This window comes from Microbispora rosea (assembly GCF_044460045.1).
Classification (GTDB): Bacteria; Actinomycetota; Actinomycetes; order Streptosporangiales; family Streptosporangiaceae; genus Microbispora; species Microbispora rosea.
Genome location: NZ_JBITJO010000002.1, coordinates 695,034 through 718,908, shown reverse-complemented (window position 1 = coordinate 718,908; position 23,875 = coordinate 695,034). Strand labels below are relative to the sequence as shown.

The following is a 23,875-nucleotide window of genomic DNA, read 5'->3' as shown; positions in this document are numbered from 1 at the left end:
CGGCCACCTCAGCCTCCTGTCCACCGCGTGCGGGGTTCAGCCTACGAGCACTCGCATCGCCCACACGAGAGCGCCGGCAGCACGTTCACATGCCGTCAGGCGATGGCGCGGCCTGCTGGAATGCGCCCGCCGTCCCGATAATCCATTCGCGTGACGGGCCCGCGAGCGCCTAGCGTTGACCCCTCCACGGGCGCGGAGGACATGCCCTGCCCGCGGCTTCGTATCAGGAAATGGAGGTGCGGAGCGGAATGACCTGTCATCTTGTCGCGCTCTGCTTCGATGCGCACGACCCGCTCCGTCTCGCGCGCTTCTGGGCCGGCGTCCTGGGCTGGGAGATGACCGACGACCCCCAGGACGGCATCACGCTCCTGCCGAGCGATGACACCGGGTTCCGGCTCCGATTCGTTCCAAGCCGGGAGCAGAAGACCGGGCAGAACCAGATGCACTTCGACCTGACGAGCACGTCCCTTGAGGACCAGCAGCAGACGGTGGCGAGGGCGCTCGAACTCGGCGCCCGGCACATCGACATCGGCCAACGCCCGGACGAGGATCACGTCGTGCTCGCCGACCCTGAGGGCAACGAGTTCTGCGTCATCGGGCCGGACAACCAGTTCCTCGCCGACTGCGGATTCATCGGAGCGCTGGCGTGCGACGGTTCGCAGGAGGCCGGGTACTTCTGGAGCAAGGCACTGGGCTGGCCGTTGGTCTGGGATCAGGATCAGGAGACCGCTATCCGCTCGCCGCAGGGCGGGCCGAAGATCACCTGGGGTGGTCCGCCGCTCATGCCGAAGACCGGGAAGGAGCGGCTGCATTTCGACCTCGCTCCACCCGCCGACGGCGACCGGCAGGCGGAGGTCGACCGTCTCATCTCCCTCGGGGCGACGCGCGTCGACATCGGTCAGGGTGAGGTCGACTGGGTGGTCATGGCCGATCCCGACGGCCACGAGTTCTGTGTGCGGGCCCCGCGATAGCGCGAGACCGGCGCCCGGGTCCCTTCAGTTCCATGCGGGAAAAATGGGTACGAGCGTCGCAGGATTCGCTGCAAAGCTGAGCGCGTGAACGATACGCACACCGTGGTCCTTGTCGAGGGAATGAGCGACAAGTCGGCCATCGAGGCGCTGGCCGAGCGCCGGGGCCGGAACCTCGCCGCCGAAGGCATCGACGTTGTCGCGATGGGCGGTGCCACGAACATCGGGGCGTACATCGGCAGGTTCGGCCCCCTGGGTCTCGAACTCCGGCTGGCCGGTCTGTGCGACGCCGGTGAAGAAGGCGCCTTCCGGAGGGGGCTTGAGCGCGCCGGGTTCGAATCCGCTCTCACGAGAAGCGATCTGGAGGCGCTCGGATTCTTCGTGTGTGTGGCCGACCTGGAAGACGAGCTGATCCGCGCCCTCGGCACGGCCACGGTCGAACGCGTCGTCGATGCCGAGGGCGAGCTCGGCTCGTTTCGCACGCTGCAGAAGCAGCCCAGCTGGCGCGGGCGCAGCACTCACGACCAGCTGCGCCGGTTCATGGGAGCAGGCAGCGGCCGCAAGATCCGCTACGCGGGCCCGCTCGTCGCGGCGTTGGAGCCCGATCGCGTGCCGCGACCGCTGGAGGGGCTGCTGGCCCACCTGTGAGGCTCCTCGCGTACCGGGACGTTGGCTAATCGAGAAGCCTGAGCAAGAGGCTCCCTGCGCGAGCGCGGCTGGTGAGCTCGGCAGTGGGCGCCATCTCTGCGCGAGGACGCCACTTTCCGTCTGCGTGGGACGGTGGCGGGAATCCGAGCGTTTACGGCTGGCCTGGGAAGAACATGGGGCCCTCGCCCCACAGTGAATGCCACATCAGCGCCAGCGCCAAGAAAACGCCTCCTCCGATCCCGGCGCCCAGTAAGAGAGTCACCGCGACCAGCTTCATCAGCGCGTACGGAGAGCGCCGAGTTGAGCGTCGGGAAAACGACATACCGATAATCCTTCGTCACCGATCCCGGCGGGTCAATCCCGTTCATGGAGAGATCCGATTGCGGTTCCGGGCCTACTGATTCCCATTGGGCCCGATCCCGCCGGACTGGGCTTCGGTATCGATGCTCGCGCCCCACTACTCGACTGGAGGCGGGGGAGTGGTTAGGGGGTCTCGCCGACGACGTCCGGCATTTTCCGGAAACCTGGGACAGGGATAAGGGATAGGAAAACACCGGGGAACGAGGCGGCGATTTTAGCCGGCCATGGGAATCGTCCCGGACGGGTCAGGGAATCCCGGAGACGTGACCTCGCTCCGCCACCTCCGTGATTGTCTCGGCGAACTCGATGAGCTGGAGCGAGGTATCAAGCACGGCATCGACAGCATGTGCAGCAAGCTGTATAGGGCCATCGACTGGCAGCGGCGGTTCGAGGCCGATGTGTCACACGAACTGCGCACCCCGATCGCGGGACTGCGGGCCCAGCTGGAGGAGGCGCGGCTGCATCCCGGTGAGCTCGACGTGGACGACCTGCTCGAAAGGGCGCTCAGGGACGTGGAACGGCTCCAGTCGCTGGTCGACGATCTCTACCTGCTGGCCCAGCTTCAGGCCGCCGCGCAGCCGGCCGAGCCTGCCCTGCTGGACCTCGGCGATCTCGTGCAGAGCGAACTGGCCCGGCGCGCCGACAGGTGCGACGTGAAGGTGCAGGTCGTTCCCGGCGTTCTGGTGCGCGGCCTGGACGCGCGGCTCCGGCGGATGCTGTCCGAACTGCTCGACAACGCGCAGCGGCACGCGAAGACGGTCGTGTTCGTCCGGGTCCGGCGTACGGCCGATGTCGCGGAACTCGTCGTGGCCGACGACGGCCACGGAATCGGGGAGGAGGACCGGGAGCGCATCTTCGATCGCTTCACCCGCCTCGACGCCGCCCGATCCCGTGACCGCGGCGGGACCGGCCTCGGCCTGGCCATCGTCCGCAACATCGCGCACGGCCACGAGGGGCAGGTGCACGTGGAGCCCTCATCGGGCGGCGGCGCCGCCTTCGTCGTCCGGCTCCCACTGGCCTGACCGCTCGTCAGCGCCACTCGCACGGCCCGGGGCTGGTGATCGACGACGCCGACCACCAGTGTCCAGGACCCCTGCCGGTGGAAGAGCATGCGGGATCTTGCGGGCGGGGCAGGGCTCGGCTAGGTTCCCGCCCCATGCGCATCCCCCTGCTCGCCGTCCTGGCCGCGGCTCTGATCACCGGTCTCCTGCCTGGAACGGCGGCCGGGCAGACCACTGGTGGGACCCAGGCGCGCTCTCACGCCCGTACGCCCTCGGCGCCCGTGGAGCTCATCCGGAACCGTCTCTACGAATCCGGCGTGCTACCCCGGAGTGCCTGCTCGGTGCCGAGGCTGAAGAAGAACGACACGAATTCCGCCGCCAAGCACCTGCGCGCCTGGTTCGGTTGCCTCGGCAGGTCCTGGCGGCCGCTGCTGAAGGACGCGAAGCTGCCCTCCGCCGCTCCCAAGGTTCGTTTCATCACCGATCCTGGCACCGATGCCTGTGGCACCGACTGGCAGGAGGTCGGCGTGGCGCAGTACTGCGACAAAACGATCGTCATCTACCTGAAGGACAGCGTCTTCAAGAGGCTTGATCCTCTTTTCCTGCTGTACATGGCCGCCTATGAGTACGGCAACCACGTGCAGGCGCTGTCCGGCATCGCGAAAGCCGCCGACAGGCTCAAGGGCGGCGACGAGTCCGCGCAGAGGCCGGAGCGTCTGCGCCGTTACAACCTCCAGGCTGCATGCTTCGCCGGGGCTTTCGTCGGCAGCGTATGGAAGTCCCTCCACCGCCCCAGCAGCGACTGGCGGGAGTTCCTCGATCTCGTACGCCGCACCGGAGACGACGTGCAGGGCGTGGAGGACCGCTGGCACGGGAAGGGCGCCACGATCGTGCACTGGGTGAATCGGGGGTTCACCAAGCCGTCCCCCGGACGCTGCAACACCTGGACCGCCGCCGGGAAATCGGTCGCCTGACGCGCGGGGTCCTGCGGCCGTTGACGGTGTGGTCGACGCGGGAGGCGTCGGGGATGGTCACGGTCCGATGCGCCTTGAACCTGTCGAGTTCGGCCGTGAGGTCGAGCGGGGCGAGCCCAGGCGATGCTCCCCCCAAGTCGGCGCGTTCGATCAGGGGCCGGTCCGGGGGGCCCCGGCGATCGCCGCCACGGCGTCGGCGATCTGGGTACGCAGCGTGTCAGGGTCGGCGGCCAGCCCGGGGCTGAGTCTCGGGCCGAAGGGGCTCGCCGCCGACCAGGCCGTGGCGAGCGCCAGGATGGCCGTCAGCAGGAATTCGGGTGCGAAGCGCGCTGCCGGGCCGTCCGCGTCCCGCGCCGCCTCCATGGCCGAGACCTTCGCACTCTGCGTCGCGTTGCGCAGGGCGACCTCGCCGGTCTCCTGCTCCAGGCCCGCCCAGGCCATCAGCCGCATCAGGCCGGGCTCGGCCATCGCGAAGTCGAAGACCCGCGCCGCGTACCCGGGCAGGTCGTCGGGAGTGAACCGCAACTCGTCGTAGACCCGCCGCAGGTTCTGCTCCAGGACGGTGGCGAACAGGGTCTCCTTGCTCTGGAAGTAGATGTAGAGCAGGTTCTTGTTGCAGCCGGCCGCCTTGGCGATGCGGTCGACGCGCGCCCCGGCGATGCCGTGGGCGGAGAACTCGTCCCGCGCCGCTTCGAGGATGCGTGCCTTGGTCGCCTCGGCGTTCCCTGTCGCCACGGCGGCATCTTACCGCTGACTAACCGGTTAGAACGCGGCGTATGCTAACTAACGAGTTAGACAGCTGCTGGAAGGGACACGACGATGGACGCACGTACATGGCTGATCACCGGGGTGAGCAGCGGCTTCGGCAGGGAGATGACCGAACGGCTGCTGCGGCGCGGCGACCACGTCGCCGGGACGGTCCGGCGGATGGAGGTGATGGACGACCTGAGGGCGGAGTACGGCGACCGGCTGTGGCTCGCCCGCCTCGACCTGACCGACGGCGCCGCGATCGGGGCGGTCATGGACCGGGCGTTCACCGACCTCGGCAGGATCGACGTGGTCGTCAACAACGCCGGATACGGCCTGTTCGGCGCGGCCGAGGAACTCACCGACGAGCAGATCGTCCACCAGATCGACACGAACCTGCTCGGCTCGATCCGGGTGGTCCGCGCCGCGCTTCCCCACCTGCGCCGTCAGGGCGGTGGCCGCCTCATCCAGCTCTCCACGTACGGCGGTCAGGCCACCAACGCGGGTGCGTCGGCGTACCACGCGAGCAAGTGGGGCATCGAGGGCTTCATGGAGTCGACGGCCAAGGACGTCGCCCCGTTCGGCATCGGGGTGACCATCGTCGAGCCGGGCAGCGCCCGCACCCGATTCCGCGACGGGAGCTCACGGCTCGCCACGCCGCTGAGCGCCTACGACGACAGCCCGGCCGCCCTGACCCGGGGCATCCGCGACCCCGCGCTGCCGTCCGTCGGCGACGTCGCGAAGACGGCCGCGGCGATTCTCGGCTGCGCGGACATGGACCCCGCGCCCGTACGGGTCGCCCTGGGCAGCGATTCCTACACCCACATCCACAGGGCGCTCACCGAACGGCTTGCCGAACTGGAGGCGGGACGGGACCTCGCCTTCTCCACCGATGCCGACACCGACACCGACACCGACACTGACGCCCGCGCGGGCGCCGGCGCAGAGGCCGCGCGCCGCTGAAGACGGCCCAGCCTTTTCCCGGCGCCGGTCCTCTCCCGACCTCCTCCATGAAGCCACTCCCTCAGGGAGCCGGTCCGGCATGGCTCCGCGAGCCGGGCCGCGTCGCGCACCCCTCCGGCAGCCGGAGCCGTCCGGGCTCAGGAGAACCGCTCGACGGTCACGGGCACCGCTCCGGCGTGGCGCATCGCCGTCGTCAACCGCCGCAGCAGCGGCCCGAGGGCCTCGGAGGACGCGGTCCCCAGGTGGGCCGTGAGATCGAGGCAGCAGGCGACACCGGGCCCGATGCGGCGTACCTCCCACGTGAAGACGTCCGGGTCCGTTCGCAGCTCGCCAGAGCCGACGATCCGGGTCCCCGGGTCGCCGGCCTCCCCGGCGAGCGCCACCACGTCCGCGAGGAGAGGCAGGCGTGGCTCACCGGCGAACAGGACGCGGTAGACCCGCGTGTCGTGGAACCCGTCGGGGACCCGGGGCGGGGTGAGGCGCAGGGGAGGGGAGTCCGGCAGAGGCTGGTGGTCGCGGAACAGAGCCCGCAGCCGCGTCTCGCCGGGCAGTTCGCCCCCGCCGAGACCGCGGTAGGCGGCCTCGGCCTCGGGACGGCTCACCGCGCGGGCCCGGGCACGCAGGCCGGGGTCCTCGCGCAATGCGCGTCCGAAAACCGCGGAACTCCACCAGCCGCCGTCGGCAGCCGGCCACCACCCGGCGGTGTCCAGGCCGACGGTCCTGAGGTCGTCGGTGAGCGTGAACTCCTCGACGACGATCGCCTCGGCCGGGGCTCCGTCCGCGTCCGCCGCCGGCATGATCAGGTAGTAGTCGAGAGCCGCCTGCGCTTCGGGCGCGGCGGTGGCGGCCGCCCGCCCGCGCTCGCGTATGTCGCCGGTCATGGGCGCACCCTACTGACCTTCGGCCGTCCGCACGCCGGGTGGGCGGCTCGCCCAGTGCCTCACCGGGACTGCGCTCGGAGGGAGCGGGGCGGGCTCAGTGAGGCATGGCGCTCATGTCCGAGCCGATGCCCGAGCTCATGCCGCCCATGTCGTGGCCGGGGACGTTCCCGTTCTCGTCGGCCACCATGAACACTCCCGCCATCCCCATGTCCGAGTGGCTTTGGACATGGCAGTGGTACATCCAGGCGCCGGGCCCGACCCGCTCCCCGGCGATCACCTGGAAGCCGAACGACTCGGCCGGCCCGGTGATCTTGGTATCGATGATCCGGCTCTGGTCCTGCGGGTTGTCCAGCAGACCGGTGCGGTTGTCCGCCCAGCGGTGCCCGTGGAGGTGCCACGTGTGGAAGAAGTCCCCATGGGTGACCACGATGAACTCCACACGCTCGCCGATCTTCGCCATGAAGTGGGGAGCCTCGCCGGCCTTGGCGTTGTTGACGGTCATGTCGTTGAAGAAGACGACGAACTGCTTGTCCGGCAGGATGTCGCCCTTGCGGCGCACCACCAGCGCGCCGTACAGGCCTCTCTTGATGCCGCCGGTGCCGTGGTCGGTCCCCACGACGTGGTCGTGGTAGTGCCAGTAGCCGGCGCTACCGGGCTCGATCGTGCCGCCCGGGCGGCGGCCCGGCGCGTGGGTGCGCCAGACGTAGGTGCGCCGGCCTCCCGGCTCCACCACGCTGTCGCTCATTCTCGTGCCGTCGCTGGTGAACTCGTAGTCCACCCCGTGCACGTGCAGGCTGGCGGTGACATCGGTGTTGTTCACCAGCTCGATCTCGAGGGTCTCGCCTTCGACCATCTCGATGAGCGGGCCGGGGATGGTGGCCTTGCCGGGCTCCAGACCGTAGCCCAGCAGGTTGTTCGGCAACTTCTCCGCGTACAGGGTGATGCGGCGGACGTCGCCTTTGTCGGGCTTGCCGGTGACCTTGTCGGATGGCGCCGCGTCGGCCTGGCTCGTCCCGACCAGCGGCACGAACGCGGCGGCCGTCGCGGCCGTGGTGAAGGCGCGCCGGGAGAACAAGCCTCGCGTCGTACCCCTGCCTACCTCGGTCATGGTTCCCCATTCCGGTCGTGACGCCTCACTGTCGTGAGGCGAACGGCACCTGTCGTAGCGCCGGCCCGGGGGCCGGCCTGGACGGCGCGACGTCTCGTTGCGGCTCCCCCGCAGTGGAGTGGGTTCCGGCCTGGACGGGGACCGGTCAACGAGCCTTTCGACACCGTGGATAAAGCTTTCGAAGGAAGTAGGCGATACTTCTGCTGAAAAGTCAAGAAGTCATGTTGTAAATAAGAGAACTTTGTCACGGGACTGGCTGAAGTTCGGCGAGGCTGCTACGTTGAGCCCAAACCGCCCCCTTGACTCGGCTCGACTACCACAGTCCACGCAGGTCTCTGGGCATCACCTGGCCCTCGTCCCCCCGCCCGCCCACGCAACCATCCGCGACTCCCCGAAAGGCTCAGCGGTGCTTCGGCGACACCCCCCACAGCCGACATCCGCCCCGCACGGTCCGCCCTCTCACGTCCCGGCGGACCTGCGGCTCAGACGAACCGGACCACGCCCCGGCGGCGCCGCCAGGCGTCGCCGGCCTCGCGGCACCCCGGCCTGAGACCGGCAAGACACCCTCATTCCGGTCGCCGTCCCCGCAGGGCGGCCGGCGACCGCTGCACGCGATCAGTCCCGGCGCCCGCCACGACGGGCTCCGCGGTGATCGCCCGCCGACAACGCGATGAACGGCGATGCCGCACGTCCGTGACGGCCCAACCGCCCCGACCGCGCCATCACGCGACGCGTCATCGCGTCACCGCGACGCGGGCTCAGGGACAGAACGGCAAGTGAGAGGAGGAGACCGGCAGAACCCTCGCGCCTTTCGGCATCTGCGTGCCCGGTCGCCGCCACGGCTGACCGAACGACCTCCGCAAGGTGCTGATCCAACCCCCCGACCTGAAGGAGCGAACGATGGGTCGCAGAGACCTGCTCGTACACCCCCGGCCACCCGCCTGGCGCCGCGCTCTCGTCATGGCGTCGAGCGCCGCCCTGACGCTGGGACTGGCGACCGTCCCCGCCATGCAGGCGCAGGCCGCACCGGCCCTTCCCGCCGCGCAACTGCAGGCGCAGGCCAAGCCCAACCCTCCCGAGCCAGATACCGGTAAGCCAGGCAAATCCGCGGAGCCGGTCAGTGTGCTGGTGTTCCACGGACCCGCCAAGGAACAGAGCGACCCGGTAGAGAAGGCCGCGGACTCGATCAAGAACCTGGGCAAGGACAACGGCTTCTCCGTCGAGGTGTCCGAAGACCCGGCCGTCTTCACCTCCAGCAACCTGGCGCGCTATCGCGGGGTGGTGTTCCTGTCCGCCAAGGGCGTGACGCTGAACGCCGCCCAGGAGGCCGCCTTCCAGGCGTACATCCGGGACGGCGGCGGGTTCGTCGGCGTCCACGACGCCGTACGCGCGCAGCCCGACTCGTCCTGGTTCACCGAACTGGTCGGCACCCGCCCCGCCGGCAGCCTGCCCCCGGCAGAGAAGGTCGTGGAGATCACGGCGAGCGCGGACAACCCGCCGAACGAGACCAAAGAGAAGCTGGTCGACGGCAACAACAACAGCAAGTGGCTGACGTTCAACCCGACCGGCTGGGTCTCGCTGAAGCTGGAGCAGCCGAAGGCGATCGCCCACTACGCGCTGACCTCGGCGAACGACTTCCCCGGCCGTGACCCGAAGGACTGGACGCTACAGGGCTCCCAGGACGGGAAGAGCTGGACGGACCTGGACAAGCGGACCGGGGAGACCTTCCCCTCGCGGTTCCAGACCAAGGAATACAAGTTCACCAACGGCACGGCGTACGCGTACTACCGGCTGAACATCACGGCGAACAGCGGTGAGCCCCTCATCCAGCTGGCCGAGCTGCGGCTGTTCGGTCCCGACGCCGGGCCTCCGCCGGACAGCCAGGTGCAGAAGGCCACGGTGGACTTCACCGACCGTCAGCACCCGGCGAACAAGGGCCTGCCGTTCAACGCGACGCGGTCCGACAAGTGGATGAACTGGAGCCCGAGCCCGCTGGGCAAGGTCCAGACGGTCGCGCAGGTAGAGGAGTGGACCTACAAGGCGGGCCTGAACGGCAACGGCGCGTTCCACCCGATCTCGTGGTGCCGCGACTACGACGGCGGCCGGTCGTTCTATACCGGCATGGGCGGCACCGAGGAGAGCTACACCAAGGACGACCAGTTCAAGAGCCACCTCGGCGGCGCGATCAAGTGGGCGGCCGGCCTGGTCCGCGGTGACTGCCAGGCGACCATCGCGTCGAACTACAAGATCGAGCGGCTGACCGCGCAGAACCAGTCGGGCCAGCTCGACCAGATCGGCGAGCCGCACGGCCTGACCGTCGCCCCCGACGGCAAGATCTTCTATGTCGGCAAGGCGGCCTGCCCCACGGGCCCGATCGCCGACTGGAACGACCCGAAGGTCGGCCTCGGCTGTGGCACGATCCACCAGTGGGACCCGAAGACCAAGCAGGTCAAGCTCCTCACCACCCTCGCCGTCATGGGCAACCGCGGCAGCGGCGACGAGCTGGTGAAGAACGAGGAGGGTCTCCTCGGCATCGTGCCCGACCCCAAGTTCCAGGAGAACGGCTGGCTGTACGTCTACTGGATGCCGCACGAGTCGATCGACAGGGACAAGCGGATCGGCAAGCGGACGATCTCCCGGTTCACCTACGACTCCGCCACCCAGACGATCGACCAGAAGACCCGCAAGGACCTGCTGCAGTGGGACACCCAGATTCACAGCTGCTGCCACGCGGGCGGTGGCATGGCCTTCGACAAGGAGGGGAACCTCTACGTCGGTTCCGGTGACAGCAACTCCTCCGGCGGCTCGAGCGGTTACTCCGGGAACAACTGGACCCAGGACTACAAGGGCACCTCGTTCCAGGACGCCCGCCGCACCGCGGGCAACACCAACGACCTGAACGGCAAGATCATCCGTATCCACCCGGAGGCCGACGGGACGTACACGATCCCGAAGGGCAACCTGTTCACCGGGAAGGAAGAGGGCGGCGGCAAGACCCGCTCGGAGATCTACGTGATGGGCGTCCGCAACATCGCGCGGCTCCAGTGGGACAACGTGAACGACTGGCTGACCGCCGGATGGGTCGGTCCGGACGCGGGCGGCCCGAGCGAGATCTGGGGTCCGGCGAAGTACGAGACCGCGACGATCCTCACGTCCGCCGGCAACCAGGGCTGGCCCTACTGCATGGGCAACAGGCAGCCCTACCGTGACCGCAGCAACGTCGACGCCACCCAGCCGGCCGACTGGTACAACTGCGGCAACCTGAAGAACACCTCGCCGCGCAACACCGGCCTGGTCGACATCCCGCCGGCCCGCGACAACATGATCTGGTTCTCGCCGCAGGGCGGCGGCCCGGTCTACCCGAAGCGGACCGACGGCAGCGGCCTGCCGACCTACAAGCTGGGCGACGAGACCTTCACCGAGCCCTACCTTTCCGGCGGCGGCCAGGCGATCATGTCCGGGCCGACCTACCACCGCTCCGAGGTCGACACCGACAGCGGCGTCGCGTGGCCCGCGTACTGGGATAACAAGTGGTTCATCGGTGACGAGTCCAACGCGAACAACCGGGTCGCCGTCACCGTCGACCCGAAGGGCGTCAAGGACGCGAAGCCGCCGGTCTTCGCCGAGGACCTGCGCTCCATCATCCAGCCCGGCGGCGGCGCCTCCCAGCTGCAGTCGTGGATGGACGCCAAGTTCGGCAAGGACGGCGCGCTGTACATGCTGGACTACGCCGGTGGCTTCTTCAGCCTGCACCCGAACCAGAAGCTGATCCGCGTCACCTACCAGGGTGGTCCGGCGACGCCGAACCCGAGCCTGGCCACGGTGCGGCCGGAGCGGCAGAGCACGCCGAAGACGGTGGTGTTCTCCCACACCAGGGCCGGCGGCGTGAAGTGGGAGTGGGACTTCGGCGACGGCAGCAAGCCGTCGACCGAGGCCGACCCGACGCACACCTACAAGGACTTCGGCACCTACAAGGCCACACTGAAGGTCAGCTACGCCGACGGCGAGGTGGCGACCGGCGAGGTCACCGTCGAGATCGGCTGCCCGGCGCCCGACACCCAGACGACGGTCCGGCTGCTGGACACCGACACCGGCGTGGCCAACCGCGTCGTCGGCGGCGGTTGCACGATCAACGACCTGATCGACGACGAGCGCATGTGGTCGAACCACGGCGAGTTCGTCAAGCACCTCAACGACCAGGTGAACGAGTTCCGCAAGGCCGGCGTCATCGACAACAAGGAGGCCTCCACGCTCAGTAAGGCGGGGGCGCAGTCCGAGATCGGCAAGACGAACGGCTACGAGACCATCTTCGACGGGACCGCGCAGTCCCTGCAGGGGTGGTCGCAGGCTCCGACCGGCCAGTTCATCCTGCAGCAGGACGGCACCCTCCGCACCTCCGGCGGAATGGGCATGCTGTGGTACTCCGCGAAGGCGTACGCCGACTTCTCGGTGCGGCTGCAGTTCCGTGACGTCGCGCCCGGCACGGCTCGGGCCAACACCGGCGTGTTCGTCCGGTTCCCCGACCCGCGGACTCCGCTGGACCAGCGTCCGGCCGGCAGTTGCGGCACGGTCGGATCGGCCCGTACGTCGGAGGCGTGGGTCGCGGTCTACTGCGGCCACGAGATCCAGATCTACGACGGCGACTCGGGCGAGCCGCAGAAGACGGGCTCGATCTACAACTTCCAGCCGAACACGCTGGACAAGGCGGGGGCGACCCCGAAGGGCCAGTGGAACGACTACGAGGTCCGGGTGGTCGGGCAGCACTACACGATCATCCGCAACGGCGTCGTGATCAACGAGTTCGACAACACCCCGGGCAAGTCGTCGTCCCGCGCCGGCGACCCCGCCACGGACCTGCGTCAGTTCGTCAGCGGGTTCATCGGGCTGCAGAACCACAGCAACACCGACCTGGCGGAATTCCGCAACGTCCGCGTGCGGGAGCTCTGACCCGGTAGCCGGGCGGGGGAAGCCCCCCGCCCGGCCCCACCCCATGACCTCAGGCGGACAGACGCCGTTCGTCCGCCCACATGCACGTTCTGTGAGGTGCGACCTCAGATGCAGTTAATGACAGGAAGGCTACGCAGGGCGCTACGCGCCACCGTGGCCGTGGTGCTGTTGTGCGTGACGCTTCCGGCGCTGTGGCTGTCGCCGGCGAAGGCCGCCGTGCCGAAGCCCGAGGCGCGGCAACAGGTCAGCCAGGCGGCGGCGCAGGTGCTCACCTGGACCGCCGACAACAGCATGACCGCGTACAAGGACACGCCGGCCACGGCGGTCGCGGGACCCGCGACGATCGTCTTCGAGAACAGCATGGCGACCGGCAGCACATTCGGGATGACGCACACGCTGACCTTCGACACGTCGACGCCGGGCTACAACCACGACGTCAACGTCAACATCATCGCCAGCCCGTACGACGCGGACGGCGGTCGGCACGAGATCCAGGTGAACCTCACCCCCGGCAAATACCGCTTCTTCTGCGCGATCCCCGGCCACCAGATGGTCGGCGAGCTCGTGGTCACCTCCGGCGGCTCCACCGACACGACGGCGCCGCAGGTGTCCGCCAACGTGTCGGGGGAGAAGGACGCCGACGGCAACTACGTGGGTTCTGCGACGGTGACGGTCTCGGCGACCGACACCGAGTCGGGTGTGGACCGGGTGGAGTACGCCCTGGACAACGGGGCGTTCACCACCTACTCGGCTCCGGTGTCGGTGAACACGGCCGGGTCGCACACGGTGCAGTATCGGGCGACCGACAAGGCGGGCAACGTCTCGCCGGTCGGGTCGGTGTCGTTCACGGTGGTCGCGCCGCCGGCGAAGGACACGACCGCGCCGCAGGTGTCGGCGCAGGTGGCCGGTGACAAGGACGCGGACGGCAACTACGTGGGTTCTGCGACCGTGACGGTCTCGGCGAGCGACAGCGAGTCGGGTGTGGACACGGTCGAGTACTCCCTCGACTCGCAGCCGTTCGCGCTGTATTCCAAGGCGCTGACGGTCGACCAGCCGGGTGCGCACCGGGTGAGCTACCGGGCCACGGACAAGGCCGGCAACACCTCGGCGGTGGCGTCGGTGACGTTCACCGTGGTGGTCCCGCCGGCCAAGGACACCACGGCCCCGCAGGCGTCGGCGCAGGTGGCCGGTGACAAGGACACGGACGGCAACTACGTGGGTTCGGCGACGGTGACGGTCTCGGCGACCGACACCGAGTCGGGCGTCGACAAGGTGGAATACGCGCTGGACGGCGCATCCTTCACGACGTACTCGGCTCCGATCTCGGTGAACAAGACCGGGTCGCACACGGTGCAGTATCGGGCGACCGACAAGGCGGGCAACACGTCGCCGGTGGCGTCGGTGTCGTTCACGGTGGTCGCGCCGCCGGCCAAGGACACGACCGCGCCGCAGGTGTCGGCGCAGGTGGCCGGTGACAAGGACGCGGACGGCAACTACGTGGGTTCTGCGACCGTGACGGTCTCGGCGAGCGACAGCGAGTCGGGTGTGGACACGGTGGAGTACTCCCTCGACGGGCAGCCGTTCGGCCTGTACTCGGCGCCGGTGGCGGTCAAGCAGCCGGGCGCGCACACCGTGAGCTACCGGGCCACCGACAAGGCCGGGAACGCCTCCGACGTCGCGTCGGTGTCGTTCACGGTGGTCTCCGCGGAGCAGAAGGACACCACGCCTCCGCTGGCGTCGGCGCAGGTGGCCGGTGACAAGGACACCGACGGCAACTACGTGGGTTCTGCGACGGTGACCGTCTCGGCGACCGACACCGAGTCGGGTGTGGACAGGATCGAGTACGCCCTGGACGGTGGGGCGTTCAGCACCTACTCGGCTCCGGTGTCGGTGAACGCGGCCGGGTCGCACACGGTGCAGTATCGGGCCACGGACAAGGCGGGGAACGTCTCGCCGGTGGCGTCGGTGTCGTTCAGGGTGGTCGCTCCGCCGGCGAAGGACACGACCGCGCCGCAGGTGTCGGCCGGTGTGTCGGGCACCAAGGACGCCAACGGCAACTACGTGGGCTCGGCCACTGTCACGGTCTCGGCGAGCGACAGCGAGTCGGGTGTGGACACGGTCGAGTACTCCCTCGACGGGCAGCCGTTCGCGGTCTACTCGAAGGCGCTGACGGTCGACCAGCCGGGTGCGCACCGGGTGAGCTACCGGGCCACCGACAAGGCCGGCAACACCTCGGCGGTGGCGTCGGTGACGTTCACCGTGGTGGTCCCGCCGGCCAAGGACACGACCGCGCCGCAGGTGTCGGCCGGTGTGTCGGGCACCAAGGACGCCGACGGCAACTACGTCGGCTCGGCCACCGTGACGGTCTCGGCGACCGACACCGAGTCGGGCGTCGACAAGGTCGAGTACGCCCTGGACGGCGCGGCGTTCGCGGCCTACACGGCTCCGGTCTCGGTGAACAAGACCGGGTCGCACACGGTGCAGTATCGGGCGACCGACAAGGCCGGCAACACGTCGCCGGTGGGGTCGGTGACCTTCAAGGTCGTCGCGCCGCAGCAGGACGACACCACGGCTCCGCAGGTGTCGGCGCAGCTCAGCGGCAGCATGGACTGGGCGTGGAACTACGTCGGCTCCGCCACGCTCACCATCTCGGCGACCGACAGCGGGTCGGGCGTGGCCACGGTGGAGTACTCCCTCGACGGCCAGCCGTTCGCGCTGTACTCCAAGCCGGTGGCGGTGAGCCAGCCGGGGGCGCACACCGTGAGCTACCGGGCCACCGACAAGGCCGGCAACACCTCCAACGCGGGCACGGCGACGTTCAGCGTCGTCGGCGCCGCGCCGGGCTCCGACTGTTCGAAGCCGGGCAAGGGCAAGGGCTGCACGGACGACTGAGTTCGTGCGGCCACAGGCGGCCTCGGTCCGGCGACGGCCCGAGGCCGCCTCTTCTCGTCGCGCGCGGCTCGCCCTCATTCGGTCCGGAAGGGGTCGTGCTCGGCGAGGAGCTTGTCGAGCCGGGCCTGGTCCACCCGGCTGACGACGGTCGACTCCTCCTGCCGGTCCCGTACGCACTTGGCCAGCGTGAATGTCGAGGTCACCACGTACATCAGCCCGAGGGCGAGGAAGGAGCGCACCCAGGCTGTGACCGGAAGGTAGAGGATGCCGGCGGCCAGGCCCGCGAGGGAGATCACGAACGAGAGCACGGCCTGGATGTAGAAGGCGGTCGTCGTCGAGGTTTTCACCGGTTGCGTCATGGTGTCATCGTCCGCGGCACGCGCCTGCCGGGCATGAGCGCCGATACTCAGTTACCGGTGAGTACGAGCACCCGCTCAGTGCTCCAGGTGCAGGGCGTTGCCGATGTACATGGCCGCCAGCATGGTGAACAGGAACGCCTGCAGGAACTGGATGAAGATCTCCAGGGCGGTCATCACGACGGCCATGGCCACGCTGAGCAGGCCCACCGGGGCTCCGAGCACCGTGGGCTGTTCGACGAGGAACCAGAATCCCACCGCGCTGAAGAACGCCAGCAGCAGGTGCCCCGCGAACATGTTCGCGAACAGCCGTACGGCGTGCGTGAACGGCGCGGTGACGAACGTGTAGAGCAGCTCAAGCGGCGCGTACAGGACCAGCGCGATCGGCTTCGGCAGGCCGGGCGGGAACATCAGGCTCTTGAGATAACCGCCCACCCCATGGTGCCGGAAGCCGAGATAGAGCTTGATGACGTACACGACCAGGGCGAACACCACCGGGAACGCGATGTGGGCGTTCACCGGGAACTGCACTCCCGGGATCACTCCCAGCAGGTTCCACAGCAGGATCACCGAGAAGAGGCTGAGCAGGAACGGCATCCAGCGCTCGGCGTCCGCCCCGATGAAGGGCCGGGCCACCTGGTCGCGGACGAACAGGTAGCCGTACTCGCCGAGATGCTGCAGACCGCGCGGGACGAGAGCCGGCCGCGCGAACGCGCCCCATGCGAGCGCGCACAGCAGCACCACGCCGACCGCGGCCAGCACCACAGGCTTGGTCAGCCAGTACGGCGCGCCAGGCCAGAGCGGCGGAAAATCGAACAGTTCGACACCGGGAGCTCTGAAGACGTCTCCAGCAATGCTTGCGGGCATGGGGAATCCCCTCGTCCGGCGGTCCAAAACTGAGTACGCCGTACTCGCTTTATCAGTGCGAGCCTATATACCGGGTACCGTGTACGCAATAGTGCGACGACCTGGGATGACCAACGATGACGGGCCACGAGAACCTGTGGATGCGTCCCGAGCGCCCTGCTCGTGGGCCGCGGCCGAGCTTCAGCCGCGCGGCCCTCGCGGAGGCGGCGATCCGCGTCGCGGACGCCGAGGGACTGGAGGCGATCTCCATGCGGCGGCTCGCCGCCGATCTCGGCGCAGGCACGATGTCCCTGTATCGCTACGTGACGAGCAAGGACGAGGTGTTCGACCTCATGGTCGACACCGCGGTGCGGGAGTATCTGCCGGAGGACCGGCGCCCGCCGGACGACTGGGTCGAAGGGCTCCGCCTGCTCGCCTGGCAGGCCCGGCGCACCATGCTCCGCCATCCGTGGCTCGCGCCGCTGGCGGCCGGTCGCCCGCAGGCCGGCCCGAACAGCGCGCGCTTGATGGAGACCGCCCTCGGCATGCTCGACGGTCTCGGCCTGAGCGTCGACGAGATGCTGACCCTCGTCGGCGCGGTCTTCGCGTACGTGAACGGCTACATCCAGAGCGAACTGGCCGAGGCCGAGGCGCTCCGGCGGTCGGGGCTGACGCTGGCCCAGCGGCTGGCGCAGCACCTGTCCTTCATCCAGTCGCTCATCGCGACCGGTGAATATCCCATGCTGGAGCGGATGACGAAGGAGGCCGGGCGGCAGCACATGGGTGCCGACGACCGCTTCGCCTACGGCCTCGACCGGCTGCTCGACGGCGTGGCCGCAGGTCTGCCGCGGCGCGGCGCGGAAGGGTCCGCGCGGTCACGGTGACGCAGGCGGCCGGCCTCCGGGACGGGTGCCTTTCGGAGGCCGGCACGGGGTCAGGGGTGGGCGTGGTTCGGGGCGGGCACGGTCTCCGGGCGGGCATGGTCCCGGAGGGGCGACGGCTCAGTTCGGGGTGATCTCGTGGAGGCGGCAGACCTGCCGCCAGACGCGCGCGTCGAGCGTGCCCACCCTGTCCTGGAAGTCCGCGCCGGGCACGCGAACCGGGCCGGTGAGGTCGAGGAAGCTGTTGTGGTCGGCGTCCGGGTCCCACGTGCGGGTGGGGATCTCCACGTGGTCGGAGCGGTCGCTGCGATCCTGGCTCGTGATCTTCAGAACCTCGGCGCCGCCCCGGTGTGTCCTGAGCACCACGCAGGGGCGCACCTTGTGGCCCGGCCCGTCCTCGTAGGGCACGTCGGCCCACCAGATCTCACCCGGACGCGGACCGGCCTGGGTGGCGGCGCCACCGCGTACGCCCGCTTCGCCGCCCGGCGTACGGCCCGGACCCCGGCTTCCACTCCGCTCTCCACCCCGGCCTTCACCCCGGCCCCCACTCCGGCTTCCGCCTCGGGCCCCGGACCCTGCGGTCGTGCCGCCACCGGGCCTGGTCCCCGGCCGCGTGGTCCCGGCCGGGGCACGCCCACCGGGCTGCCCGGTCCGGCCGGCGCGGCCCGGCGGGCGGTCGCCCGCAGAGGGGCGCGGCGCGGATCGCCGCCGCGAGGTCCCCGGCAGGCGCCCGGCCATCCCGAGCGCCCCCAACACGACCAGCACGGCCGCGATCACAACCACCCAGATCATGGCCGACAGCCTACGGCTCCTCGCGGCCCGGTCGCGTCAGGGGCGGGCGTCCCAGGCGGCGAGGATGCGCGCCTCCTTGTCCGGGGCGATGCCGTGGCGCATCCGGCCGCCGAAGCTGCGCCGCTCCTCGGGGATGTCCTTCAGCCACTCCCAGGTGTCCCGGACGGTCTCCCGCACCGGCCTGCAGGTGAGACCCGCGGCGATGGCCTTGGCGGAGGAGTGCGTCCACACGCCCTGGTGGTCCGCCTCCGGAGCCCACAGCGGAAGCTCGGTCCAGATCTCCACGCCCTGGTCCACCAGGAACTCGTCGTCGACCCACACCAGCTCCGGGTCCGAGCCGGTGACCTCCGCGCAGGCGTTCAGCCAGTCGCCGTACGTCGTGTTGCCCTGCACCCCGCCCGTCATGTAGCGGCCGGTGGTGCCCTTGGCCGCGTGGTCGAGGGTGAACGCCGCGATGTCCCGGGCGTCGATGAGCTGCATCGCAAGCGCCGGGTCGCCGGGGGCGAGCACCCGCCCGCCTCTGGAGATTCGGGTGAGCCACCAGGGCAGCCGGCCCACGTCCTCGTGCGGGCCGAGGATCAGGCCGGGCTCGATGAGCAGGGCGCCGCCGTCGAAGTGCTGCTCGACCGCCCGCTCGCAGCCGGCCTTCAGCACGCCGTATTCGCCGAACTCGGCGTCCGCGTCCGGCGGGCATTCGTGCAGTGGGAAGGTCTCGTCGACGCCGGGCTTCTCCGGCCAGCCCGGGTGGGCGGAGATGCTGGAGACGAACGTGTAGTGCGGAGCGTGCCCCGACAACGTCCGCACCGACTCCAGGACGACGCGGGGGACGTACCCGCACACGTCGATCACCGCGTCCCACTGCCTGCCGTCGGCGAGCCGCCGCAGGTCGCCGGTGCTCTCGCGGTCGCCGCGCACCGCCTCCACGCCGGGCAGGTCCGTCCCGCTCCTGCCCCTGTTGAATGTCGTCACCTCATGACCACGCCGCAGCGCCTCGTCCACGATGGCGCGTCCGAGGAACACCGAACCGCCGATGACCAGAATTTTCATACGGTCAATCCTTGGCCCGTCCGCGTCGTACGTCTGCCCGGTTTCACGGTCGGCGGACGTGATCCGCTGACAGCGAAGCAGGTCGTTCCTTTCCGGCGCGGCCGGACCTGAGCTCAGCCCGGGCTCAGCCGGTGCGCAACTCGGGGACCGGCGTGAAGCGCTCCTGCTCCAGCACGTGCACCCGCGCCGCGCCGATGTCGAAGTAGAGGCCGGTGAGCTCCAGCTTCCCGGCCCGTACGAGGGTGTCCACGAACGGGTGGGACCGCAGATTGTCGAGCTGCTGGATCACGTTGGTCCGGCAGAGCCGGTCGAGCGGCCCGGCGTCGTCGTCACACGGCTCGGCGGCCACGAACCTGGCCAGGCTCTGCCGCCCGTGCCGCAGCCAGTTGCGCAGCGCGGGCAGGTCGGGGACCTCGCCCAGCAGGGCGGACATCGCGCCGCATCCCGAGTGCCCGCAGACCGTGATCATGCGCACGTCGAGCACCTTCACGGCGTACTCGATCGTGGCCGCGACCGAGTCGTCGGCGGGGACGGCGTCGGCGCGCGGCACGAGATTGCCGATGTTGCGCAGCGTGAACAGGTCGCCGGGGCCGCTCGCGGTGATGATGTTGGGCACGATGCGGGAGTCGGCGCAGGTGATGAACAGGTGCGACGGCGACTGCTTGCGGGCCATGCGGTGGAGCACCGGGCGGACCATCGGCGCGGTCCTGCGCTGGAACTCCCGCATCCCCTCCAGCAGATCGGGCATGCCCTGCGGCTCGCAGAGCACGGAGATGTCGTCGTGCCTCGTGCCATCGGCGCCGATCACCGCGTAGGACCCGGAGCCCACGCCGCCGGCCTCCGCGGAACGGGAGCGGCGCCGGTAGGCCCAGGGCAGCCACCAGCGGTCGTGCCGGGGCGGAATCCTGGCCGGGAACAGGCGGACGCCGTTGATCGCGGCGGAGTACCACTCGGCGTGCGGCTCGTCCACGTCGATCACGCCGCCGGTGCGTTCGTGGTCCAGCCGCCAGGTGTGCAGCGCCTCGAAGGCGGCGTTGTCCATGAAGTCGAGGTGCAGGTCGAGTTCGACCGCGGTCCCCGCGGGGATGCCGCGCAGCGCCTCGGTCAGCCGGGGCACGCCGAGGAACGTCAGCGATCCGGTGACGACGATCCGCCAGCGCCGCTCGCCCGCCTGCCGTACGTCGACGGAGACCCAGGCCAGGCGGCGCAGGGCGAGCAGGGCGGCCAGTCCGAGGCCGATCGCCACGCCCTCGGCCAGGCCGATCAGCACGACTCCGGCCAACGTCACGAAGTAGACCGGCATCTCGCGGTGGTTGCGCAGGTTGCGGACGTGCGCGAGGTTGACCATCTGCACGCCGATGAACAGCAGCAGCGCCGCGAGCGCCTCCAGCGGGATCAGCGCGATCATCCAGGCGAAGACCGCGGTGAACAGCAGCACCCACACCCCGTGGAGCACCGTGGACCAGCGGCTGCGGGCGCCCGCCCGCGCGTTGGTGGTCGTGCGCACGACGACGCCCGCCACCGGGAGGCCGCCGAGCGCGCCGGACACCACGTTCGCCACGCCCTGCGCGGTGAGCTCGCGGTCGAGGTCGGCCCGCGGGCCGTCGTGCAGGCGGTTGGACGCCACGCAGGTCAGCAGCGACTCCACTCCGGCGAGGAGGGCGACGAGCAGGACGGCTCCGGCGATCGCGTGCCAGTCGCCCTGCGGCATCAGAGGTCCCTGGACGGAGGAGAACCCGCCCTTGAGGTCCACCTTGGTCAGATCCCAGCCCGACACCGCGGCCGTCAGCGTGGCGACCATCAGCGCGGCGAGCGGTGCGGGCACGGCGCGCAGCCGGGGGATCCGGCCCCACACGAGCAGGACCCCGATCGTCAGCACGCCGATCATGACGGCGTGCGTGTGGTTGTCGATGATCTGCGCGGGAAGTTCGAGGACGTTCTCCAGCGCGGAGCGCTGCGGCGAACCGCCGAGCACGATGTGCAGCTGGGACAGCGCGATCACCACGCCGACCCCGGCGAGCATGCCGTGGACGACGGCGGGGGAGACCCCGAGCGCCGCCCGCGCCACCTTCAGCCCACCGAGCACCAGCTGGAGCAGGCCGGCCATGACGGTGATGGCGCACGTGGCGCGCCAGCCGTAGGTGTGGACGAGCTCGGCGACCACCAGGGACAGCCCCGCGGCCGGTCCGCTGACCTGGACGACGGATCCGCCGAGGGCGCCGCCCACCACGCCGCCGACCACGGCGGCGACGAGACCGGCCGCCACCGGTGCGCCGGACGCGACCGCGATGCCGAGCGACAACGGCACCGCCACCAGGAAGACCACCAGCGAGGCGGGCACATCGTGCCGGAACACGGACTTCCAGTTACGCGGCGCAATCGTGCCGTCACTGATTGTCATGGGCCGACAATATGTCAGCCCATGAGACCGTCACCAGGCAGGCAACGGGAAAATCACCGGTAGTAGTCGGGATAGTCGCTCTCCGGGTTGCGGTGGTTGCCCCGCCGCCGCCCGCCCGCCGAGGTGGAGGTGTCGTCGTAGACCTCGTCGTAGGAGGGCCAGCTTCCGCCGGCCTCCTGCTCGGGCCACGACGGCTGGGCGCCGCCGTATCCCTGCTGTTGCTGCCGGTCGTAGCCGTACTGGCTCTGCCCCGACGGGGCGTCGTAGCCCGCCGACTCGTACGGCGAGGCGGTTCCGGCGGCCGAGCCGGTCACCGTGTCGGAGGCGTCGATCGTCGCCCAGCCCGTGCTCACCTCGTACGACGGGGTGGCGGGTGCGGCGGGCGGCGGCTGCGAGGCGGCCGGGTAACCGCTCTCCGACGCCGGGTAGGCGGACGAGTAGCCGTCGTAGGAAGGGGTCTGGTAGGTCTCCGCGTTCGGCCAGGACGACGCGCCGCGCGGCGGCTCCGGATCGTCGAGCACGTCGCGGGCGGCGTTCGGCCAGGAGGAGGAGCCCGTCGTGGGGGCGGAGGCGGCGGGGACCGGCGGGTAGGTGCCCGCGACCGGCCAGCCGGGTTCGGCCGCGCCGCCGGCGTCGGGACCGGTCACCGCCGCGCCGGAGCCCGGCAGACCGGCGCCCGCCGGGTTGGGCGGGTACGACGGTGAGGCCTCGGCCGCGCGGAACGGGCCCGTCGCTTCGCGGGCCGGATCGTAGGCGTCGGATCGGGGCGTCTCGTAGCTCGCCGCCCACGCGTCGAAGGAACCGCCGGTCGAGCGGGGAGCGGGGTCGGCGAGGGCGTCGGCCGGCGTGGCAGTGGGCGACACGGCCTCGAACGCGCCGCTGGTGCGGGCCGGATCGTACGAGCCGGTGGCGAAGGGCCCGGTGGCCGGGTTGGGGGAGGACGCCGCCGTGTCGTAGCCGCCCGCGGCGCCCTGCGCGGTGAACGGCCCGGTGCCCGCGGGCGTGTCGTAGGCGGGAGCCCCGAACGGGCCGGTGCTCGTCGCGATCCCCAGCGGGTCGGCGGCCGGCTGCGTCCCGTACGAGCCGGCGCTCGGTGACGACGGGAACGAGCCCGTGGTGCGGCGGCTGTCGTAGGAGCCGCCGGCCTGACCGGTCTCGCCGGCAGCGGCCGCGGCGGCGGCGCGCCGGGCCGCGGCCCGGGACGACCGGCCGGACCTGCCCGGCCTGCGGCTGGACGCGCCCGGCGTGCCCGCCTGGGTCGCGGCGCCCGCGAGGGGATCGCTCGCCGCGGGGGAGTCGAACGGGCCGGTCGTGCGGCTCGCGTCGAAGGGGCCGGTCGAGGGGGAGCCGGCCGGAGCGGCGGAGGCGTCGAGCAGGTCGGGCGTCGGGGCGGAGAAGGTGACGGTCTTCTGGTCGGCGAGAGCCGAGGCGGGGACGGGGGCGGACGGAAGCACGGGCTCCTCGGCGCCGGCGCGCCGGGGGCGGCTCGGACGGGCGGGCAGGGGAGCCTGCACGGTCGCCGCGTCGGGGTCGGTCGCCTGGGGCGCGCCCGGGGTCTCGTCCACCGGCCGGGGAGTGGCCATCTTCGCGGCGATCGTCCCCCCGAAGCCGCCATCGTCGGCACGTACGCGCGACCAGTAGTCGTCGTCGTAGTCGTCGGCCTCGCCCCACTCGTCCACGCCGCGCTTGCCGCGGGCGGCGGCGGGCTGTTTGCCGCCGCGCTGGGCGGGGCGCGCCGCCTGCCGCCCACCGGGGCGGGGGGCGGGGCGCGGTGCGGGCCGCTGCTTCTCCGGCTCCTCGAAGGCGTCGAACCCCTTGGGGAAGCTCTCGAAGAACGTCTCCTCGGCGGGCCGCCGGGGCTTGGGGCCCTTGTTCTCGGCCATCGCCTTGATGCGCTCGGCGGAGAGAGCGCTCTCCCTGCGGTTCATCGACCGCATGCCCAGCGCCACGACCAGCAGCACGAGAAGCACGACGGCGACAAGACCCACAATGACCGCAGTCATAGCACCACCCTCAAGGCCATGGCCTTTCTGCGGCGCCGGTGAGATCGCGCGGCCATCGAC

General features: G+C 70.4%; 17 protein-coding genes. 8 read left to right on the top strand and 9 right to left on the bottom strand.

Annotation, left to right across the window (positions count from 1 at the left end):
- Positions 1 to 248 precede the first annotated feature (248 nt).
- From ACIBK1_RS10620 to ACIBK1_RS10605, 4 genes are all read left to right on the top strand, one after another.
- Complete coding sequence (locus ACIBK1_RS10620; RefSeq protein WP_396733956.1) at positions 249 to 971, top strand: VOC family protein; 723 nt, start codon at positions 249 to 251, stop codon at positions 969 to 971.
- 84 nt (positions 972 to 1,055) lie between these two features.
- Positions 1,056 to 1,616 (top strand): TOPRIM nucleotidyl transferase/hydrolase domain-containing protein, encoded by a 561-nt coding sequence (locus ACIBK1_RS10615; protein WP_396733955.1) that lies wholly within the window; start codon positions 1,056 to 1,058, stop codon positions 1,614 to 1,616.
- A gap of 623 nt (positions 1,617 to 2,239) precedes the next feature.
- A complete protein-coding gene (locus ACIBK1_RS10610) occupies positions 2,240 to 2,998 on the top strand; it encodes a sensor histidine kinase (protein ID WP_396733953.1) in 759 nt (252 codons plus the stop codon).
- 134 nt (positions 2,999 to 3,132) lie between these two features.
- A complete protein-coding gene (locus tag ACIBK1_RS10605; RefSeq protein ID WP_396733951.1) occupies positions 3,133 to 3,951 on the top strand; it encodes a neutral zinc metallopeptidase in 819 nt (272 codons plus the stop codon).
- 150 nt (positions 3,952 to 4,101) lie between these two features.
- Here ACIBK1_RS10605 and ACIBK1_RS10600 read toward each other — a convergent pair whose 3' ends face one another.
- Complete coding sequence (locus tag ACIBK1_RS10600; protein WP_396733949.1) at positions 4,102 to 4,686, bottom strand: TetR family transcriptional regulator; 585 nt, start codon at positions 4,684 to 4,686, stop codon at positions 4,102 to 4,104.
- A gap of 84 nt (positions 4,687 to 4,770) precedes the next feature.
- On the opposite strand from ACIBK1_RS10600, the gene ACIBK1_RS10595 reads away from it, so the two are divergent.
- Positions 4,771 to 5,661, top strand: coding sequence for an SDR family oxidoreductase (locus ACIBK1_RS10595; protein WP_396733947.1), 891 nt, complete (start codon positions 4,771 to 4,773; stop codon positions 5,659 to 5,661).
- A gap of 137 nt (positions 5,662 to 5,798) precedes the next feature.
- Here ACIBK1_RS10595 and ACIBK1_RS10590 read toward each other — a convergent pair whose 3' ends face one another.
- Together ACIBK1_RS10590 and ACIBK1_RS10585 are read right to left on the bottom strand one after the other, a co-directional pair.
- Entirely contained in the window at positions 5,799 to 6,542 is a 744-nt protein-coding gene (locus ACIBK1_RS10590) for a hypothetical protein (RefSeq protein WP_396733945.1), read from the bottom strand.
- A gap of 94 nt (positions 6,543 to 6,636) precedes the next feature.
- The gene (locus ACIBK1_RS10585; protein WP_396721965.1) at positions 6,637 to 7,650 is read right to left on the bottom strand and encodes a multicopper oxidase domain-containing protein; all 1,014 of its coding nucleotides are present in this window, start codon (positions 7,648 to 7,650) and stop codon (positions 6,637 to 6,639) included.
- 900 nt (positions 7,651 to 8,550) lie between these two features.
- Here ACIBK1_RS10585 and ACIBK1_RS10580 point away from each other — a divergent pair.
- Together ACIBK1_RS10580 and ACIBK1_RS10575 are read left to right on the top strand one after the other, a co-directional pair.
- On the top strand, positions 8,551 to 12,597 hold the full coding sequence (locus ACIBK1_RS10580; protein WP_396733943.1) for a ThuA domain-containing protein: 4,047 nt from the start codon (positions 8,551 to 8,553) through the stop codon (positions 12,595 to 12,597).
- A gap of 117 nt (positions 12,598 to 12,714) precedes the next feature.
- Positions 12,715 to 15,489, top strand: coding sequence for an OmpL47-type beta-barrel domain-containing protein (locus ACIBK1_RS10575; RefSeq protein ID WP_396733941.1), 2,775 nt, complete (start codon positions 12,715 to 12,717; stop codon positions 15,487 to 15,489).
- Between the two features lie 74 nt (positions 15,490 to 15,563).
- On the opposite strand, the gene ACIBK1_RS10570 is transcribed toward ACIBK1_RS10575, so the two are convergent.
- The gene (locus ACIBK1_RS10570) at positions 15,564 to 15,848 is read right to left on the bottom strand and encodes a YiaA/YiaB family inner membrane protein (RefSeq protein ID WP_030505512.1); all 285 of its coding nucleotides are present in this window, start codon (positions 15,846 to 15,848) and stop codon (positions 15,564 to 15,566) included.
- Positions 15,849 to 15,923: 75 nt separating this feature from the next.
- The gene (gene atpB, locus ACIBK1_RS10565) at positions 15,924 to 16,712 is read right to left on the bottom strand and encodes a F0F1 ATP synthase subunit A (RefSeq protein ID WP_030505511.1); all 789 of its coding nucleotides are present in this window, start codon (positions 16,710 to 16,712) and stop codon (positions 15,924 to 15,926) included.
- Between the two features lie 116 nt (positions 16,713 to 16,828).
- On the opposite strand from atpB, the gene ACIBK1_RS10560 reads away from it, so the two are divergent.
- Complete coding sequence (locus tag ACIBK1_RS10560; RefSeq protein ID WP_030505510.1) at positions 16,829 to 17,575, top strand: TetR/AcrR family transcriptional regulator; 747 nt, start codon at positions 16,829 to 16,831, stop codon at positions 17,573 to 17,575.
- A gap of 117 nt (positions 17,576 to 17,692) precedes the next feature.
- Here the strand turns inward: ACIBK1_RS10560 and ACIBK1_RS10555 are convergent, their stop codons facing one another.
- The 4 genes from ACIBK1_RS10555 to ACIBK1_RS10540 form a co-directional block, all read right to left on the bottom strand.
- On the bottom strand, positions 17,693 to 18,364 hold the full coding sequence (locus ACIBK1_RS10555) for a type II toxin-antitoxin system PemK/MazF family toxin (RefSeq protein WP_396733938.1): 672 nt from the start codon (positions 18,362 to 18,364) through the stop codon (positions 17,693 to 17,695).
- Between the two features lie 36 nt (positions 18,365 to 18,400).
- Positions 18,401 to 19,411 (bottom strand): NAD-dependent epimerase/dehydratase family protein, encoded by a 1,011-nt coding sequence (locus tag ACIBK1_RS10550; RefSeq protein WP_030505508.1) that lies wholly within the window; start codon positions 19,409 to 19,411, stop codon positions 18,401 to 18,403.
- 124 nt (positions 19,412 to 19,535) lie between these two features.
- Positions 19,536 to 21,812, bottom strand: coding sequence for a SulP family inorganic anion transporter (locus ACIBK1_RS10545; protein WP_396733936.1), 2,277 nt, complete (start codon positions 21,810 to 21,812; stop codon positions 19,536 to 19,538).
- 53 nt (positions 21,813 to 21,865) lie between these two features.
- A complete protein-coding gene (locus tag ACIBK1_RS10540; RefSeq protein ID WP_396733934.1) occupies positions 21,866 to 23,815 on the bottom strand; it encodes a hypothetical protein in 1,950 nt (649 codons plus the stop codon).
- Positions 23,816 to 23,875: the final 60 nt, after the last annotated feature.

Bases quoted from the DNA above. Each gene is read 5' to 3' on its own strand.
- ACIBK1_RS10620 (WP_396733956.1), top strand. From the start codon at position 249: ATGACCTGTCATCTTGTCGCGCTCTGCTTCGATGCGCACGACCCGCTC.
- ACIBK1_RS10605 (WP_396733951.1), top strand. From the start codon at position 3,133: ATGCGCATCCCCCTGCTCGCCGTCCTGGCCGCGGCTCTGATCACCGGT.
- ACIBK1_RS10595 (WP_396733947.1), top strand. From the start codon at position 4,771: ATGGACGCACGTACATGGCTGATCACCGGGGTGAGCAGCGGCTTCGGC.
- ACIBK1_RS10590 (WP_396733945.1), bottom strand. From the start codon at position 6,542: ATGACCGGCGACATACGCGAGCGCGGGCGGGCGGCCGCCACCGCCGCG.
- ACIBK1_RS10585 (WP_396721965.1), bottom strand. From the start codon at position 7,650: ATGACCGAGGTAGGCAGGGGTACGACGCGAGGCTTGTTCTCCCGGCGC.
- ACIBK1_RS10580 (WP_396733943.1), top strand. From the start codon at position 8,551: ATGGGTCGCAGAGACCTGCTCGTACACCCCCGGCCACCCGCCTGGCGC.
- ACIBK1_RS10575 (WP_396733941.1), top strand. From the start codon at position 12,715: ATGACAGGAAGGCTACGCAGGGCGCTACGCGCCACCGTGGCCGTGGTG.
- ACIBK1_RS10570 (WP_030505512.1), bottom strand. From the start codon at position 15,848: ATGACGCAACCGGTGAAAACCTCGACGACGACCGCCTTCTACATCCAG.
- atpB (WP_030505511.1), bottom strand. From the start codon at position 16,712: ATGCCCGCAAGCATTGCTGGAGACGTCTTCAGAGCTCCCGGTGTCGAA.
- ACIBK1_RS10560 (WP_030505510.1), top strand. From the start codon at position 16,829: ATGACGGGCCACGAGAACCTGTGGATGCGTCCCGAGCGCCCTGCTCGT.
- ACIBK1_RS10555 (WP_396733938.1), bottom strand. From the start codon at position 18,364: ATGATCTGGGTGGTTGTGATCGCGGCCGTGCTGGTCGTGTTGGGGGCG.
- ACIBK1_RS10550 (WP_030505508.1), bottom strand. From the start codon at position 19,411: ATGAAAATTCTGGTCATCGGCGGTTCGGTGTTCCTCGGACGCGCCATC.
- ACIBK1_RS10545 (WP_396733936.1), bottom strand. From the start codon at position 21,812: ATGACAATCAGTGACGGCACGATTGCGCCGCGTAACTGGAAGTCCGTG.
- ACIBK1_RS10540 (WP_396733934.1), bottom strand. From the start codon at position 23,815: ATGACTGCGGTCATTGTGGGTCTTGTCGCCGTCGTGCTTCTCGTGCTG.